Consider the following 15,758-nt stretch of genomic DNA (forward strand, 5'->3'; position numbering starts at 1 on the left):
GTATTATTCGAAATAACTTCACAGGGAGAGTCGTCGTCATGACTGCCCATCCGACCCGCATCGCCGAAGCCGCGCCCCGCTATGCGCCGCCGGACACGCTCGCTGACCCGGCGTTGCGCGCGTTCTTCAAGTTGGCCGAACACTGGAAGTTGCGCATCGCCGAGCAGCGCCGGTTGCTCGGCGACCCGCCGGAGTCGACCTTCTACAAGTGGAAACGCCAGCAGGGCGGCGCCCTGGCGCGCGACACGCTGGAGCGGATCAGCTACCTGCTCGGCATCTGGAAGTCGCTGCAGATCCTGTTCCCCGACCCGGCCCAGGCCGATGCCTGGCTGCACAAGCCGAACACGGCGTCGCTGTTCGGCGGCCATTCCGCGCTGGAGCGCATGTTGTCCGGCAACGTGGCCGACCTCTACGTGGTGCGTCAATACCTGGATGCGCAGCGCGGGTGAAGCGTCACGGCGACGGGCGTCGCGGCGAGCGAGACGATGCTGCCCCACGCTCTGCTCCTCCCACTGCAAGGCAGGAGAGGTCGACCACCGGAGGGAGTTCTTCAGGTGAGGGGCAATGCTCTTGATCTTCCATCAGGATCAAGAGCGACCCCACCCCAACCCTCCCCTACTTCGCTGGAGAGGGAGCACATTCTGGAGCCCAGATGCCAAATGAGCTGCCACCTCTCAAGCGTATCCGCTGGAGCCAGGCCTTTCGCATCGTGCCCAGCCGCTTTCCGCCGGTCGGCGTGTATGACCGCATCGCCGATCCGGCCGACCTCGACGCGCTGTTTGCGGTCGAGGCGCTCACCAACCCGCGCCTGCGCGAGGAAGCCGGCGCGTTGAAGCTGGTGCCAAAGGAGCACCGCATTAGCGGACCGGGTTCGACGCCGGTGATGGCCGCGTTCACCCATCTCAACCCGGAGGGCAGCCGCTTCTCCGACGGCACGTGGGGTGTTTTCTACGCCGCGCACAGCGTCGCCACCGCGGTCGAGGAAACCGCGTACCACCGCGAGCGCTTCCTCGCCGCCACCGCCGAGTCTGCCTGCGACATCCAGATGCGCTGCTACCGCACCAGCATCGACAGCAAGCTGCACGACATCCGTGGCGGCTGGACCGCGGCGCACGATGCCGCCAGCTATGCCGCCAGCGTGGCGCTGGCGCACGAACTGCGCGACGCGGGCTCCAACGGCATCGTCTACGACAGCGCCCGCCATCGCGGCGGCGAATGCCTGGCCGCGTTCCAGCCCGATGTGGTTGCGCCGTGCATGCAGGCGCAGCACCTGGTCTATCGCTGGGACGGCACGCGTATCGCGCAGGTGCTGGCGGTATCGGAACTGGCGCGGCCACGCTAGCCTGTGGACGGGCAAGCCCGAGGTGAGCCGATGAAGACCCTGCGCAACCTGCTGCTGTTTCTGCTGCTGTGTCCGTTGCTGGCGGCGGCGCGCGACAACCGCAAGAACGACCACGCGCCGTGGAACGCGGAGATCGCTGCCTTCCAGGCCAGCGATCGCGTGCGCCCGCCGGCGCCGGGCGCGGTGCTGTTCATCGGCAGTTCGTCGATCCGCCTGTGGACCTCGCTCGCGGCCGACTTTCCCGAGGTGCACACGCTCAACCGCGGCTTCGGCGGCTCTAAGATCGCCGACAGCACCTACTTCGTCGACCGTATCGTGGCGCCGTACCGCCCGCGCGCCATCGTGATGTATGCCGGCGACAACGACCTCGAGGCCGGCAATCCCCCGCAGCAGGTGCGCGACGACTTCGCCGCCTTCGTGCGCAAGGCGCGCGCGGTCGATCCCGGCGTGCCCATCGCCTTCATCGCGATCAAGCCCAGCATGGCGCGCCAGGCGCTGCTGCCGAAGATCCGCGAGGCGAACGCACTGGTGCGCGACTGGGCGACCACGCAGCGGCAGGTGGCGTACCTCGACATCTTCACGCCAATGCTCGGCAAGGATGGCCAGCCGCAGGACAAATGGTTCGTCCAGGATGGCCTGCACATGAACCGCACAGGCTACGAGCTGTGGATCGGCATCGTGCGGCCATGGGTGGATGTGCACGGGCGCTGATGCGGATCGGCAATAGTGGTGAGGGTCTGCACGTTTAGAGCTGGGGCCTGGTCAACACTTTCGGGAGTGCCAACTTTCGACTGCGGATTCAGTCGGTCGACGCAACGGATTGTCGATATCGCTCGTCTGATGTTTCGTGGCCTGGCGTCCCTCCGGGTCGCTCATTTGGCTGTTTCGCCACGGCGTTGAGCTTGGCGGCTCAAAGACTGGCACCGACCACCCCGCGTAAATGACGCTGCTTGAGGTCGAGCCGTGCGAGCTGCGCCGGAAATCGTAATCGATCGTCCGGGGAAGCATCGCAGCCTCGAAGGTTAGCCGAAGCGCCCGAAGAGTTCGGCCGGCTGCTCGGCGGAGAACACGTACAACAACATAAGGACACCAGCCTGTTTTGAAAGCTTGTAGCGGTTGGGTGAACCGCCCTCTGCCGAAAAGCGTTGAACACCTGGGTCCATGCCGCAGCACGAAGGCAGGCGGTATCCATCACCACACCGTCGAGAGCGAACAGGAGTCGGCGCACCGGGGATTCTTTCCAGGATTTTCACATCGGGTTGAAGCCTCAATATGGGCGGCGGTGTATGGTTTCCAGAATCAGTGAGGCCGACACACGCAGCCCCGGAAAAAGCCAAGGAGGAGCAGATGAACACGACCAGCAAGCCCCGGGTGGCAGTCAACGGTTATGGCGTCATCGGCAAGCGTGTAGCCGGGGCGGTCGACCGGCAGGACGATATGGAGCTTGTCGGCGTGTGCGACATCGGCACCGATTGGCGGCCCCGCATGGCCACCCACAAGGGGTTTCGTCTTTTTGGGGCCGGCACCGAGCACGTGCAGGCGATGCGCGATGCAGGCCTCAACGTCGCAGGGACCCTGGGCGACCTGCTCGGGGCGGCTGACCTGGTGGTCGACTGCACGCCGAAGGGAGTTGCGTCAAAGAACGTCGACCTTTACCGGAAGAGAGGGATCAAGTTCATTGTCCAGGGCGGCGAGAAGCACGACGTCACGGGCCACTCTTTCGTCGCCGAGTCGAACTATGACAGCACCCTCGACCGGGACAGCACCCGTGTCGTGTCCTGCAACACGACTTCGATCGTTCGCACCCTGACGGCCTTGAAGCGGGCGGGACTACTGCGCCGCGCGCGCGGTACGCTGCTTCGCCGCGCCACCGATCCATGGGAGAGCCATAAGGGCGGGATCATGAACACGCTGGTGCCCGAACGTGAGATCCCAAGCCATCAGGGGCCGGACGCGAAGAGCGTCGATCCGGGACTCGACGTCATCACGATGGCGGTCAAGGTCCCGGAAACCCTCGCACACCTTCACTACTGGTCCGTGCAGATGACGCGCAAGGCCGAAAAGGAGGAGGTGCTGGATGCCTTCCGTGCAGTCTCGCGCATTGCCCTCATCCGCATGGATGAGGGGCTGACCGCGCTCAACACCGTCAAGGAGCTCATGATCGACCTTGGCCGACCGTACGAGAATCTCTACGAAGTGGCGCTCTGGAGCGATATGTTGCGGGTCGAGGGCGATGAGCTCTTCTATGCCTACATGGTCGACAATCAGAGCATCGTGATCCCCGAGACCATCGACGCCATCCGAGCGCTCACCGCCACCATCCGAGACGCTCGCCAATCCATCGCAAAGACCGACAAGGCGCTCGGAATCGGCCTGATCGCCGACGCGTTTGCGCGGCCATGAAGGGATCAATCGACACTGCAATGGCCATAGACTGACCCGGTGCAGCGGGCGCCCTACGCAAGTGGGGCGTTTTGCCTTGGCATGCTGGAATCGGCAGCTTCCGCTCCAGGAAAATCATGTCATCGAGCTGGCTTGGGTGGCCATGTGTTGCCGTTCTGTCGCATTGACCGCAAGCGGCTTAGGCCCGCTCGCGACCCAGAGGCAAACATTGCCGGTGCTATCAGCGGCCCGCATCGGAGCCAAGTCCCGCCGAGTACAAAGTGGGGCTAAGCCGACCTCTGCGGTAAATATTGCGCCACAGATCTTGCCGAAAGAGCGAATGGCGCGACGAGTCGCCGAGGAGTCAGGTATCCGCGTTGGTCGCCCAGCCCACGCGGTCGCCGCGGGTGAACACGCGGTCGCCGTCGAGCACGTCGCCGGCGGCATGCGCAGGCGCTTGCTTCAGCTTCGCGTAGATCGGCGTGAAGTCGGGATGAGTGGCCTCGAACAGCTGCTCGAAGCTGTCGATCACGAAGTAGGTCTGCTGGTAGGTGTCGATGCGGTAGCGCGTGCTCATCACGCGCTCCAGGCCGAAGCCGATGCGGTTCGGCGAGGGCGAATCGAGGCAGTAGATCGACTCGCCCTTGGAGCTGACGATGCCGGCGCCGTAGATGCGCATGCCTTCGCTGGTGTTGATCAGGCCGAACTCGACCGTGTACCAGTACAGCCGGGTCAGGTTCATCAGCGCGTCGGGGCCGAGCGCGAACGCCTTCATGCCGCCGCGGCCGTAGGCTTGCATGTAGTCGGCGAACACCGGGTTGAGCAGCAGCGGCACGTGGCCGAACATGTCGTGGAACAGGTCCGGTTCGCTCAGGTAGTCGAGCTGGTCGGGCTTCCTGATCCACCAGCTTACCGGGAAGCGGCGGTGGGCCAGGTGGTCGAAGAACACCTCGTCCGGCAGCAGGCCTTCTACCGCGACCAGCTCCCAGCCGGTGGCGGCGCCGAGCACCTTGTTCATGTCGGCGAACTTCGGGATGCCGCCGTCGCCGAGGCCGAAGCGTTCCACGCCGTCGAGGAATTCCTGGCAGGCGCGGCCGGGCAGCAGTTCGCGCTGGCGCTTGAACAAGGTGTCCCACACCTCGTGGTCGGTCTGGCTGTAGCTGGCCCACGGCTGCTCGACCACGCCGGTGGCGTACACCGGCACGTAGCCGCGGTCGGTCTGCTGGTGTTCGACTTTGCGGGGCGTGTCCATGGGCTCGACTCCGTTGCGGCGCGGGGCAAGCCACAGCATACGGCGGTTTTCCCGCAGCAAGGTTGTTTTGTTGCATTGATCGGAATATGGAATGCATTATTCTTGCTTGAAAGTAAGCATTTTGTGAGATTTGTTGCGCATGACAACACTCGACCGCACCGACCTGCGTATCCTCGCCGTGCTGCAGAGCGAGGGCCGCATCACCAACGCCGAACTGGCCGAACGGGTCAGTCTGTCGCCGTCGGCCTGCCTGCGCCGGCTGCAACGGCTGGAGGGCGAGCAGGTCATCACTGGCTACGCCGCGCAGGTCGATCCACAGGCCGTCGGGCTGGGCCTGCAGGCATTCGTGCGGGTGCAATTGACGAAGCACGAGAGCGCGGCGATCGAGGGCTTCGTCGAACACGTCAACGGTTGGGACGAGGTGGTCGCCTGCCATGCGCTGACCGGCGACATGGATTACCTGCTGCACGTCTACGTGGCCGACCTCAAGGACTTCTCGCGCTTCCTGCTCGACCATCTGCTGAACGCGGCGGGGGTGGCCGACGTCAACTCCAGTTTCGTGCTGCGCACGGTGAAGCGTTCGCCGTCGCTGCCGCTCGCGCAGCTGGAGCGCTGAAGGCCCCGCGCCTGCGCCGACTGACGCTAAACTAGTTGACTGATGAGCATCGACACCACCACTGCGCCCGACCGCGACCTGCTGCGCCCGCTGCGCTACCTGTGGCGGGTACCGCTGCTGCTGCTGCACATCGTGCTGGGCATCGCGTTGTGCTCGCTGATCCTCAGCTGGAACCAGCACGTGGCGATGAAGGACGGCCGTGAGCCGTTCGCGCACCGCATGATTCGCTGGTGGTCGCGTGGCCTGCTGCGCATCTTCGGTCTGCGTTCGCTACGCATCGGCCAGCCGCTGCGCGATCCGGTGCTGTTCGTCGCCAACCACACCTCGTGGATCGACATCGTGATGCTGCACAGCCAGCGTGCGGTCTGCTTCGTGGCCAAGGCGGAGATCGCCGGCTGGCCGCTGGTCGGCTGGCTGGCCAGGAGCGGCGGCACCATCTTCCATCGCCGCGGCAACAACCATTCGCTGTCCGCGGTGATGCAGGTGATGGTGGAACGGCTGCGCGAGGGCCGCTCGGTGGCGGTCTTCCCGGAAGGCGGCACCGGCTACAACGGCGTGCTGAAGGTCTTCCATGCACGTATCTTCCAGGCCGCGCTGGATGCCACGGTGCCGGTGCAGCCGGTGGCGCTGCGTTTCGCCCGCGACGGCCGCCGGATGATCGACGCCGGCTTCCGCGAGGACGAGAGTTTCATGCACAACATCGTGCGCATGCTGGGCGAGGCACCGCTGGACGCCGAGGTGCATTTCCTGACGCCGGTACCGGCCACCCCGGATGCACGCCGGCACATGGCCGAGCTGTCGCGCGAACGCATCGCCGCTGCGCTGGAAGACCGCCCCGGATGAGCCTGCTGCACGGAAAGGATTTCCGACCGCCCTGGCCGTTCACCAGCGGCCACATCCAGACCATGCTGTCCTCCAGCGGCGTGCGCCGCTTCCTGCTGCCGAGCGCGGCGAAGGCGGTGCTGCAGGGCGCCGAGGCGGTGGTGGTCGACGGCGGCGGCGGCGTGCGCCTCACCGGCGCCCATACCGCGCAGAAAGTCCGGCCGCAATCGCGCGGCCTGGCCGTGCTGTTCCACGGCTGGGAAGGCAGCGTCGACTCCACCTACGTGCTGCAGACCGGCAGCCGCCTGCTCGCCGACGGCTGGGACATCTTCCGGCTGAACTTCCGTGACCACGGCGACAGCTACAACCTCAACGAGGCGCTGTTCCACTCCTGCCGCCTCGACGAGGTGGTGCACGCCCTGGGCGACATCGCCGCGCGCTGGCCGGCGCGGCCGATGGCGCTGGCCGGCTTCTCGCTGGGCGGCAACTTCGCGCTGCGCGCGGCGATGCAGACCTCGCGGGTGGGCATTCCGCTCAGCTACGCACTGGCGGTGTGCCCGATCATCGACCCCGGCGAAGGCCTGTTCTCGCTGGAGGAAACCGCGCCGTGGTTCTACCAGGCGTACTTCATGCGCAAGTGGCGGCACTCGCTGCTGGCCAAGCAGAAGGCGTTCCCGCAGCACCGGTACTTCGAGATGTCCGAACTGAAGCAGCACCTGCGCGGGCTGACCGAGTCGCTGGTGCTGCGGCATACCGACTTCAAGTCGCTACAACAGTATCTGGACGGCTATTCGGTGGCGGGCGACAGCATGCAGACGCTGCAGATTCCCGCCACCATCCTCACCGCCAGGGATGATCCGGTGATTCCCATCGCCGGCTTCGAAAGGCTCGATTTGCCGGCCAACGTCGAACTGGACATCGCACCCTACGGCGGCCACTGCGGCTTCATCCGCGACTGGGGCATGACCAGCTACACCGACGACTACATCGCCCTGCGCTTCAATGCGGTGGCGGACGCGGCCATGCCGGCGGGCTGAATACCGGTACGATCGCCTGGAGAGCGGGTGCCACGGACGAATGCGCACCATCATCGCGGGCGTGCGGGGGCGGACATGGTTGGATCGGGACGTAAGGCATGGCGGGTCGCGTCCGGCGTGCTGCGTCGAGGCCTCTGGCTGGCCTGCCTGCTGCCGTGCCTTGCGGCCGGCGCCGTGGATATCAGCTTCCTGCGTTCGTTCGAAAGCGGCGAACCGGCGTCGGCGCCGCCGCTGGCGGGCGCCGCATTCACGGTCGAGGTGGCCGGCGGCCCCGGTCAGGTGGCGGCACTGACCGCCAAGCCGGGCGTCGGTTTCAGCGGACAGCATTCGCTGCATTACCGTGGCAGCGCCGGTGGCCAGCAGCAGGCGGAACTGTACGCGGTGAACCTGCCGGTGCAACCGGATACGCAGCTGTCGTACCTGGTCTTCCCGCTGTCGAACGCGGGTGACCTGCGCAACCCGGCCAACTACGTGGCGGTGGACCTGCTGTTCGACGACGGCAGCCGGCTGTCCACCCGCGGCGGACGCGACCAGCACCGTGTCGGCGCTGCGGCGCGCGCGCAGGGCGACGGTCGCACGCTGTATCCGGACCAGTGGAACTACCTTGCGATCGACGTCGGCGCGGTCGCCGCCGGGCGCACGATCAGGCGCATCGTGCTGATGCACGACGGCCCGGCCGCCCGCTTCGAGGGCTACCTGGACGACCTGCGCCTCGGCACCGCGCCCACCGATACGCGCCGGCGCCCCAGCGAGTTCGTCGACACCCGCCGCGGCAGCAACTCCAACGCCCGCTTCTCGCGCGGCAACACCTTTCCCGCGGTGGCCGTGCCGCACGGCTTCAACTTCTGGACGCCGGTGACCGACGCCGGCTCCGACTGGATGTATCAGTACCAGCAGCGCAACGGCGCCGACAACCGGCCGCGACTGGAGGCGTTCGCGCTGTCGCACGAGCCGAGCCCGTGGATGGGCGATCGGCAGACCTTCCAGCTGATGCCGGCGGCGGTGGCGCATGGCGCGCCCAGCGCGAACCGCGCGGCGCGCGCGCTGAGCTTCAGCCATGCCAACGAGACCGCGCACGCGCACACCTACCGCGTGGCGTTCGATGACGGCATCGTCGCCGAGGTCGCGCCGACCGACCATGCCGCGATGTTCCGCTTCACCTTCGCGGGCGACCGCTCGCAGCTGGTGTTCGACAACCGCGACGACCGCGGCGGCATCGTGCTGGACCCGGCGACGCGCAGCTTCAGCGGCTGGTCCGACGCGAAGAGCCGGCTCTCCGCCGGCGCCACCCGGCTGTTCTTCTACGGCACGCTCGACCAGCCGGTCAGCGAGAGCGGGCGCCTGGGCGGCGAAGGGCGCGACCACGTCGCCGCCTGGTTCGGCTTCGATACCACCAAGACGAAAGTCCTGAACCTGCGCATCGCCACCTCGCTGATCAGCCTGCAGCAGGCGCAACACAACCTGGCACTGGAGATTGCGCCGGGCAAGAGCTTCGACGACGTGCGCGGGCGCGCGCAGCAGCAGTGGGATGCGCAGCTCGGCATCGTCAGCGTGGATGGCGCCAGCGCCGACGAACGGACCACGCTGTATTCCAATCTCTATCGCCTGTTCCTGTATCCGAACGAGGCCTACGAGAACACCGGCAGCGCGACGCAGCCGCGTTACCGGTATGCCAGCCCGTTCTCTGCGCCGGTCAGCCAGTACACGCCGACGCAGACCGGCGGGCGGATCGTCGACGGCAGGCCCTACGTCAACAACGGTTTCTGGGACACCTACCGCACCGCGTGGCCGGCCTACGTGCTGTTCACGCCGAAGAAAGCCGGCGAGATGATCGACGGCTTCGTGCAGCAGTACCGCGACGGCGGCTGGATCGCGCGCTGGTCCTCGCCCGGCTACGCCGACCTGATGGTGGGCACCAGCGCCGACGTGGCGTTCGCCGATGCGTGGCTGAAAGGCGTGCGCCACTTCGACGTGCGCGCGTTCTACCAGTCCGCCCTGAAGGACGCCACGGTGGTCAGCCCGCTCGCCGGCACCGGCCGCAAGGGGCTGCAGCGTTCGATCTTCAACGGCTACACCGACACTGGCGTGGACGAGGGACTGTCGTGGTCGATGGACGGCTACATCAACGACTTCGCGATCGGCAACCTCGCCGCCGCGTTGGCGCAGCAACTTGCGACAGACGATCCGTACGCCGTGCACTACGCCGACGACGCGGCGTACTTCCGCCAGCGCGCGCTGGGCTACGTGAACCTGTTCGATCCCGCCGTCGGCTTCTTCGTCGGCCGCGACGCGGCGGGTCAGTGGCACCACGACGCGCAGGATTTCGACCCGCTGCGCTGGGGTGGCGACTACACCGAGACCGATGCGTGGAACATGGCCTTCCACGCACCGCAGGACGGCGCCGGTCTGGCCGCGCTGTACGGCGGCCGCGCCGCGCTGGCGGCGAAGCTCGACGCGTTCTTCGCCACGCCGGGCGAGTTCCATGTCGGCAGCTACGGCGAACCGATCCACGAGATGCTGGAGGCGCGCGACGTGCGCATGGGTCAGTACGGCCACAGCAACCAGCCTTCGCACCACCTCATCTACATGTACGACTTTGCCGGACAGCCGTGGAAGACGCAGGACAAGGTGCGCGACGTGCTCAGCCGCCTCTACGTCGGCAGCGAAATCGGCCAGGGCTATCCCGGCGATGAGGACAACGGCGAGATGTCCGCCTGGTACCTGTTCAGCGCCGCCGGCTTCTACCCGCTGCGCATGGGCACGCCGGAGTACGTGATCGGCGCACCGTACTTCCCGCACATGGACATCGCGCTGGAGAACGGCAAGCACCTGGTGATCGACGCGCCGGCAGTCAGCGACACCAACCGCTATGTGCAGGGCCTGCGCCTCAACGGCCGGCCGTGGAACCGGCTGACCCTGCCGCATGCGCTGCTGGCGCAGGGTGCCACGCTGCAGTTCGCGATGGGACCGGGGCCTTCGCGCTGGGCCAGCGGCGAAGATGCCGCGCCGCCATCGCTCACCGTCGCGGGCCAACCGCAGCCGTGGCGCAATCTGCTTGACCAGCGGCTGGGCCGCGCCCACGCCGCGCCCGCCATTGCGGGCCTGCCGCTGCTGTTCAACCACGACTCTGGTGCCGAGGTGGTGCTGCCCGGCGCATCGACCACGATCGACTGGCGCTTCGCGCGGCCGCTGCGGGTGAGCATGCTCACGCTGACCACCGGCAGCACGCTCGCGGCGCCGTCGGGCTGGCAGTTGCAGGGGTCCGCCGACGGGCAGCACTGGTCCACCCTCGATACGCGCCGCGCCGAACGCTTCGCCTGGCCGCAGCAGACCCGGGCTTTCGCCGTGCGCGAACCGGGCGAGTACGCGTACTACCGGCTGCGCCTGGATCCATCGACGGATGGCGCCAGGCAAGCCCTCGCCGAGATCGAACTGCTCGGCGCCGCACCCAACCCGTAGGAGCCCGCTCGCGGGCGATACCTCCGTAGCCGGGATGACCAGACGTTCGTCTGTTGCGAGCCGGGATGACCAGACCTTCGTCTGTCGAAAGCCGGGATTCGCGAGATCAAAAGCAATCGCCCGCGAGCAGGCTCCTACACGGCCCGGTCAGGGCTGCGCTGGCGCATCCAGCAGGGGATGCTCAGGCGGTCGCGTGTGGCCGGCAGCACCTCGTGTTCGAACCGCGCGGAGAGGAACAGCAGCAGCGTGCCGGCGTGCGGGAGGATGTCGCGGTGCGTGCCGTCGCCCCGGTACAGCCGCAGCGCGCCGCCATCGGCTTCCTGCCAGCCCTCGTTGAGGTAGAACACCGCCGAGAGTACCCGCGCGTCATCGTCGCGCAGGCGGTCGAGATGCCGTGCGTAGCGCGCGCCGGGCGCATACACCGCGTAGTGCGCCTCGCTTTCCACCAGGCCCAGCATCAGCTCGCGGTTGAGGGCGCGGCGCAACGCGTCGATGCGGGTGAGGAACGCCTGCTGCGGCCCGCTCGGGGCGGCGGGATCGAACCACTGCGTGCGGTCGCCGCGCAACTCCGTGGCCATGTGCGTCGCACCGACCCGTGCCGGCGCCAGCCGCCGCGCCGCATATAGCGCAGCACACTCGTCGGCCAGCGCACGAGTCTGCGCCGCCGTCAGCAGGCCGTTCAGCACGCACCAGCCCTCGCCGGCCAGGGTGTCGGCGGCGGTGCGAAAAAGGCTGGCATCATCCATACGCCCAGTGTAGCCGGCGGGGTTTCAGGAAGACCGCCGGCGCAGCGGCTCCAGCAGCCGGGACAAGCCGTTGTGGTCGATCTCCAGCATCAGCGCCAGCAGCCGGCCCAGCTCGCCGCTCGGAAAGCCCTTGCGCGCGAACCAGGCGAGATACGCGCCGGGCAGGTCAGCGAGCAGCCGCCCCTGGTACTTGCCGTACGGCATGTGCACCGTCACCAGTTTTTGCAGGTCCTGCGCTTCCATCGACGCCTACTCCGCGAACAGCCCCTCACGGCTTCACGAACTTCAACGTCATTCGATCCGACTCGCCGATCGCCTTCATCTGCGCGTGCTCGTTGTCAGGGCCGGACAGATCCGGCGGCAGGCGGTGCACGTTGATGTCTTCCGGGTCGTTCGGGTTGGCATTGATCTGCGATACGCCGCCCACGCGAAAACCGGTCTTGAGGGCCAGCGCGATCAGGTAATCCTCGGGGAGACGGTGCAACGCCCCGGCGCTTTCCACGCTATCGGCGAACGGCTTGGCGCGGTGCTCGGTGACGCCGAACACGCCGCCGTGCCTGAGCACGTTGAATGCAGCCTTGAACACCGCATCGAGCGTGGCCGGGCTGTGGTTGAGCCAGTCGTGCGTGTTGCGGAAGGTGAGCACCATGTCGGCGGAGTGGTCAGCGCCCAGCTTCACCTGATCCGGTGGGGCGAACGGGATGATTTTCGTGATGTGCCCGTACACCGCCGGGTCGGCCTTGAGCTTGGCGGTGAACTTAGCGGCTGATGGTGGCGCCGCTTCGACCAAGTGGCCGTGCGCGTGGAGGAAGGGCGCGAGGATTTCGGTGTACCAGCCACCGCCGGGTGCCAGTTCGATCACCGTCATGTCGGGCTTGATGCCGAAGAACTGCAGGGTCTCGAGCGGATGCCGATATTGGTCGCGGGCCCGGTTCGCGTCGGAACGCCAGTGGCCGTTCACCGCCTGCTGCAGTGCCGCGGTGGTGCGGTCAGGCGCGGTGGCAGAAGTGGCGCTGGCGGCGACAGGGAGCAGCAGTGCCGCGAGCAGCGGGATGAGCAGCTTGCAGGTATGACGAAACATGATTCGACCCTCCTGACGATGGGCGTTCCAGACTACGCCGAAACCGGACGCAGGACGGAACCGCGCCGGCGTTGCGCAGCGCGGCTCGGGGTCGTTCAGTCCGCCGCCACGCAGCGCCCCTGCGCCCACGCGCGCAGCGCGTCCACCTGTTCGCGCATCAGCACCGACAATGGACGCGTCTGCTGCAGCGCGTGGAGCAGGGTGGCCTGGTCCGGCGGCGTGCCGTTGCCGGCGGCGTCGTACAGCGCGCTGACGATGGTCTGCTCGATCTCGGCACCGGAGCAGCCGTTGCTGGCGGCGGCGAGAGTGGGCAGGTCGAAGCCGGCGGGGTCGAGCTTGCGGCGTTTCAGGTGCATGCCGAAGATCTCGGCGCGCACGGATTCCTTCGGCAGGTCGACGAAGAAGATTTCGTCGAAGCGGCCCTTGCGTAGCAGCTCGGCAGGCAGTTCGTTGACCGCATTGGCGGTGGCGACGACAAACACCTTGGCCTTGCGTTCCGCCATCCAGGTCAGCAGGTAGCCAAGCACGCGGCGTGACACGCCGCCGTCTTCGCCGCCGCCGGCCAGGCCCTTCTCGATCTCGTCGATCCACAGCACGCACGGCGCCAGCAACTCGGTGCTGGTCAGCGCCTCGCGCAGGTTCTTCTCGGTCTCGCCCTGGTACTTGTCGTACAGCGTGCCGAAGTCCAGCCGCACCAGCGGCACGCCGAAACCGCCGGCGATCGCCTTGGCGGCGAGGCTCTTGCCGCAGCCCTGCACGCCAAGCAGCAGCACGCCTTTCGGTGGGTCGAGCACGGGGTCGGGCGCGGCGGCGAGGAACACCGCGCGGCGTCGCGCCACCCACTCGCGCACGCGCGCCACGCCGGCGATGTCGGCGAAGCTTGCGGTGGCGTATTCGTAGTGCAGCAGGCCGGAGCGGTTGAGCAGCTCGAACTTGGACTGCATCAGCACCGGCAGGTCGTTCGGGCCGAGCGCGCCGTCGGCGTAGATCAGCTTGCGCACGATGCGCCGTGCGTCCGGCGCGGACAGCCCGAGCAGGTTGCGCACGATGGTGCGCGCGGCATCGTTGTCCACCTCGATGCGGCGGTTCTGTTCGCGCTGCCAGGCGACCGCCTCGCCGCGCAGGATGCCGGCGAGCTCCTTCAGGTCGGGCAGCGCCAGCGGCACGCGCAGCGACAGTGCCTCCAGTTCATCGGGCAGCTCGACCTTGGCGCCGACCAGCACGATGGTGTGCGCGGCCGAGCGCTGGCGCTGCACGATCTCGCGCAGCTGGCGCAGGCTCATCGCGTAGCCGAGCAGGCCGTGGAAATCGAACATCAGATAGATGCCGCGCTCGTCCTGGGCGCGGATCGCCTCCAGCGTGGCGGTGGCGTCGGGCGCCACGCTGCCGGCGGCGGCGAAGTCCAGCCGCTGCAGGCCGTCGGTCAGGGTCCAGCGCCACAGCGGGTGCAGCGCCTGCGCGATCACGTGGCGGAAGCACTCGATCACCCGCTGCTCGTCCACCGTCTCGATCACCAGCAGCGGCGTAGCTGCGCGGACCAGGGTGGTGAGGTCGTCCAGTTCGCTCATGCGCTCCCCCCGAAAGGGCGCAGTTTAGCGGGCGGCGGGGTTTCTGGCTCCATGCGCTCCGGTATACGCTGCGCCTTCCCTTTCGATCACGGAGCCACCGCCATGCGTCTTCTGCTGCCGTTGCTGCTGGTCCTGTCGTCGCTGCCGGCGCTGGCGGCGCCGCCGCCGCTGGATCGGCTGACCCTGCCCAAGGGTTTCCACATCGCGGTGTACTCCGACCAGGTGCCGGACGCGCGCGAGCTCGCGCTGGGCGCGAAGGGCACGGTGTTCGTCGGTTCCAACGATGCCGGCAAGGTCTACGCGCTCACCGATACCAACGGCGACGGCGTCGCCGACCGGGTGCGGGTGGTCGCCAGCGGCCTGCAGCTGCCGGTGGGCGTGGCGTTCAAGGGCGCTGACCTGTACGTCTCCGCGGTGAGCCGGATCTACGTGCTGCGCGACATCGAGAATCACCTGGACGATCCGCCGCAGCCGGCCGTGGTCACCGACAAACTGCCCAGCGAAACCCACCACGGCTGGAAGTTCATCGCGTTCGGTCCGGACGGCAAGCTGTATGTGCCGATCGGCGCACCGTGCAACATCTGCGACCCGGCACCGGCACACGGCAAGCTGATCCGCATGAACGCCGACGGCAGCGGCTGGCAGGACGTGGCCCACGGCATCCGCAACTCGGTAGGCTTCGACTGGCAGCCGGGCACGAAGCGCCTGTGGTTCACCGATAACGGCCGCGACCTGATGGGCGACGACATGCCCAGCGACGAACTGAACGAGATCACCGGCACCGACCAGCATTTCGGCTACCCGTACTGCCACCAGGGCGACACGCTCGACCCCGAGTTCGGCAAGGGTCACCGCTGCAAGGATTACGTGCCTCCGGTGCTGAAGCTGGGCGCGCACGTGGGCGCGCTGGGCATGCGCTTCTACGAAGGCCGCATGTTTCCGCCCGGCTACCGGGGCGCGATCCTGGTCGCCGAGCACGGCTCGTGGAACCGCACGAAGAAATCCGGCTACCGGGTGATGACGGTGCGCCTGAGTGGCAGCAAGGTGGTGGCGTACGAGCCCCTGATCACCGGCTTCGAGCAGAACGAGAGCGCCTGGGGCCGCCCGGTCGACGTGCAGCCACTGCCCGACGGCAGCCTGCTGGTCAGCGACGACCTGGCCGGGGCGGTGTATCGGGTGACGTACAAGCCGTGAGATTCGCGCGGTGCCGATGCCAAGTGCAATTCCTGCCTGTGCAGGAATGACGGCTAAGAAGCGGCAGGCCCGACATCACCCCGCCGTCATTCCTGCGCAGGCAGGAATCGCATTTCCTCCAGCTAGCGAGAAAGCCATGGACCGGCGACAACCCTGCGTCTACATGCTGGCAAGCAAGAAGAACGGCGTTCTCTACGCCGGCGTAACCAGCGATCTGGTCAAACACGTCTGGCAACACAAGGCGGATTCAACTCCGAAG

At 67.3% G+C, this 15,758-nt stretch carries 14 protein-coding genes and 1 pseudogene; 10 read left to right on the forward strand and 5 right to left on the reverse strand.

The genetic code is table 11. The features are described from left to right. Positions 1-38: 38 nt before the first annotated feature. The 4 genes from UUA_RS15540 (at position 39) to UUA_RS15555 (ending at position 3,745) form a co-directional block, all read left to right on the forward strand. Complete coding sequence (locus UUA_RS15540; RefSeq protein ID WP_008438555.1) at positions 39-449, forward strand: MbcA/ParS/Xre antitoxin family protein; 411 nt, start codon at positions 39-41, stop codon at positions 447-449. A 203-nt stretch (positions 450-652) separates the two neighbouring features. After that, positions 653-1,342 carry an RES family NAD+ phosphorylase gene (locus UUA_RS15545; protein WP_008438556.1) on the forward strand — a complete coding sequence of 230 codons (690 nt, stop codon included), beginning with the start codon at positions 653-655 and terminating at the stop codon, positions 1,340-1,342. 30 nt (positions 1,343-1,372) lie between these two features. Continuing rightward, a complete protein-coding gene (locus tag UUA_RS15550) occupies positions 1,373-2,053 on the forward strand; it encodes an SGNH/GDSL hydrolase family protein (RefSeq protein WP_008438557.1) in 681 nt (226 codons plus the stop codon). A gap of 636 nt (positions 2,054-2,689) precedes the next feature. Continuing rightward, the gene (locus UUA_RS15555) at positions 2,690-3,745 is read left to right on the forward strand and encodes a type II glyceraldehyde-3-phosphate dehydrogenase (RefSeq protein WP_008438558.1); all 1,056 of its coding nucleotides are present in this window, start codon (positions 2,690-2,692) and stop codon (positions 3,743-3,745) included. A 343-nt stretch (positions 3,746-4,088) separates the two neighbouring features. Here UUA_RS15555 and phhA read toward each other — a convergent pair whose 3' ends face one another. Beyond that, positions 4,089-4,976: a phenylalanine 4-monooxygenase gene (gene phhA / locus UUA_RS15560; protein ID WP_008438559.1), complete on the reverse strand. Its 888-nt coding sequence runs from the start codon at positions 4,974-4,976 to the stop codon at positions 4,089-4,091. Between the two features lie 139 nt (positions 4,977-5,115). Between phhA and UUA_RS15565 the strand changes: the two genes are divergently transcribed. From UUA_RS15565 to UUA_RS15580, 4 genes are all read left to right on the forward strand, one after another. Continuing rightward, positions 5,116-5,592 (forward strand): Lrp/AsnC family transcriptional regulator, encoded by a 477-nt coding sequence (locus tag UUA_RS15565; protein ID WP_008438560.1) that lies wholly within the window; start codon positions 5,116-5,118, stop codon positions 5,590-5,592. Positions 5,593-5,634: 42 nt separating this feature from the next. Beyond that, positions 5,635-6,435 (forward strand): lysophospholipid acyltransferase family protein, encoded by an 801-nt coding sequence (locus tag UUA_RS15570; RefSeq protein WP_008438561.1) that lies wholly within the window; start codon positions 5,635-5,637, stop codon positions 6,433-6,435. Then, positions 6,432-7,451, forward strand: a complete 1,020-nt coding sequence (locus UUA_RS15575; RefSeq protein WP_008438562.1) for a YheT family hydrolase — start codon at positions 6,432-6,434, stop codon at positions 7,449-7,451. The genes UUA_RS15570 and UUA_RS15575 overlap by 4 nt, the downstream gene beginning before the upstream one ends. Positions 7,452-7,526: 75 nt before the next feature. After that, complete coding sequence (locus UUA_RS15580; RefSeq protein WP_050981904.1) at positions 7,527-10,910, forward strand: GH92 family glycosyl hydrolase; 3,384 nt, start codon at positions 7,527-7,529, stop codon at positions 10,908-10,910. A gap of 134 nt (positions 10,911-11,044) precedes the next feature. On the opposite strand, the gene UUA_RS15585 is transcribed toward UUA_RS15580, so the two are convergent. The 4 genes from UUA_RS15585 to UUA_RS15600 all read right to left on the reverse strand — a co-directional run bounded on the left by UUA_RS15585 (position 11,045) and on the right by UUA_RS15600 (position 14,305). Further along, positions 11,045-11,656 carry a 2OG-Fe(II) oxygenase gene (locus UUA_RS15585; RefSeq protein WP_008438564.1) on the reverse strand — a complete coding sequence of 204 codons (612 nt, stop codon included), beginning with the start codon at positions 11,654-11,656 and terminating at the stop codon, positions 11,045-11,047. 24 nt (positions 11,657-11,680) lie between these two features. Further along, positions 11,681-11,899: a DUF3820 family protein gene (locus UUA_RS15590; protein WP_008438565.1), complete on the reverse strand. Its 219-nt coding sequence runs from the start codon at positions 11,897-11,899 to the stop codon at positions 11,681-11,683. A 25-nt stretch (positions 11,900-11,924) separates the two neighbouring features. Then, positions 11,925-12,737 (reverse strand): class I SAM-dependent methyltransferase, encoded by an 813-nt coding sequence (locus UUA_RS15595; RefSeq protein ID WP_008438566.1) that lies wholly within the window; start codon positions 12,735-12,737, stop codon positions 11,925-11,927. A 95-nt stretch (positions 12,738-12,832) separates the two neighbouring features. Next, a complete protein-coding gene (locus UUA_RS15600) occupies positions 12,833-14,305 on the reverse strand; it encodes an AAA family ATPase (RefSeq protein WP_008438567.1) in 1,473 nt (490 codons plus the stop codon). A gap of 102 nt (positions 14,306-14,407) precedes the next feature. Between UUA_RS15600 and UUA_RS15605 the strand changes: the two genes are divergently transcribed. Then, positions 14,408-15,499, forward strand: coding sequence for a PQQ-dependent sugar dehydrogenase (locus UUA_RS15605; RefSeq protein WP_008438569.1), 1,092 nt, complete (start codon positions 14,408-14,410; stop codon positions 15,497-15,499). Between the two features lie 163 nt (positions 15,500-15,662). Next, positions 15,663-15,758, forward strand: a pseudogene (locus UUA_RS20090) (GIY-YIG nuclease family protein); the annotation flags it as partial.

Source organism: Rhodanobacter thiooxydans LCS2 (genome assembly GCF_000264375.1).
Taxonomy (GTDB): Bacteria; Pseudomonadota; Gammaproteobacteria; order Xanthomonadales; family Rhodanobacteraceae; genus Rhodanobacter; species Rhodanobacter thiooxydans.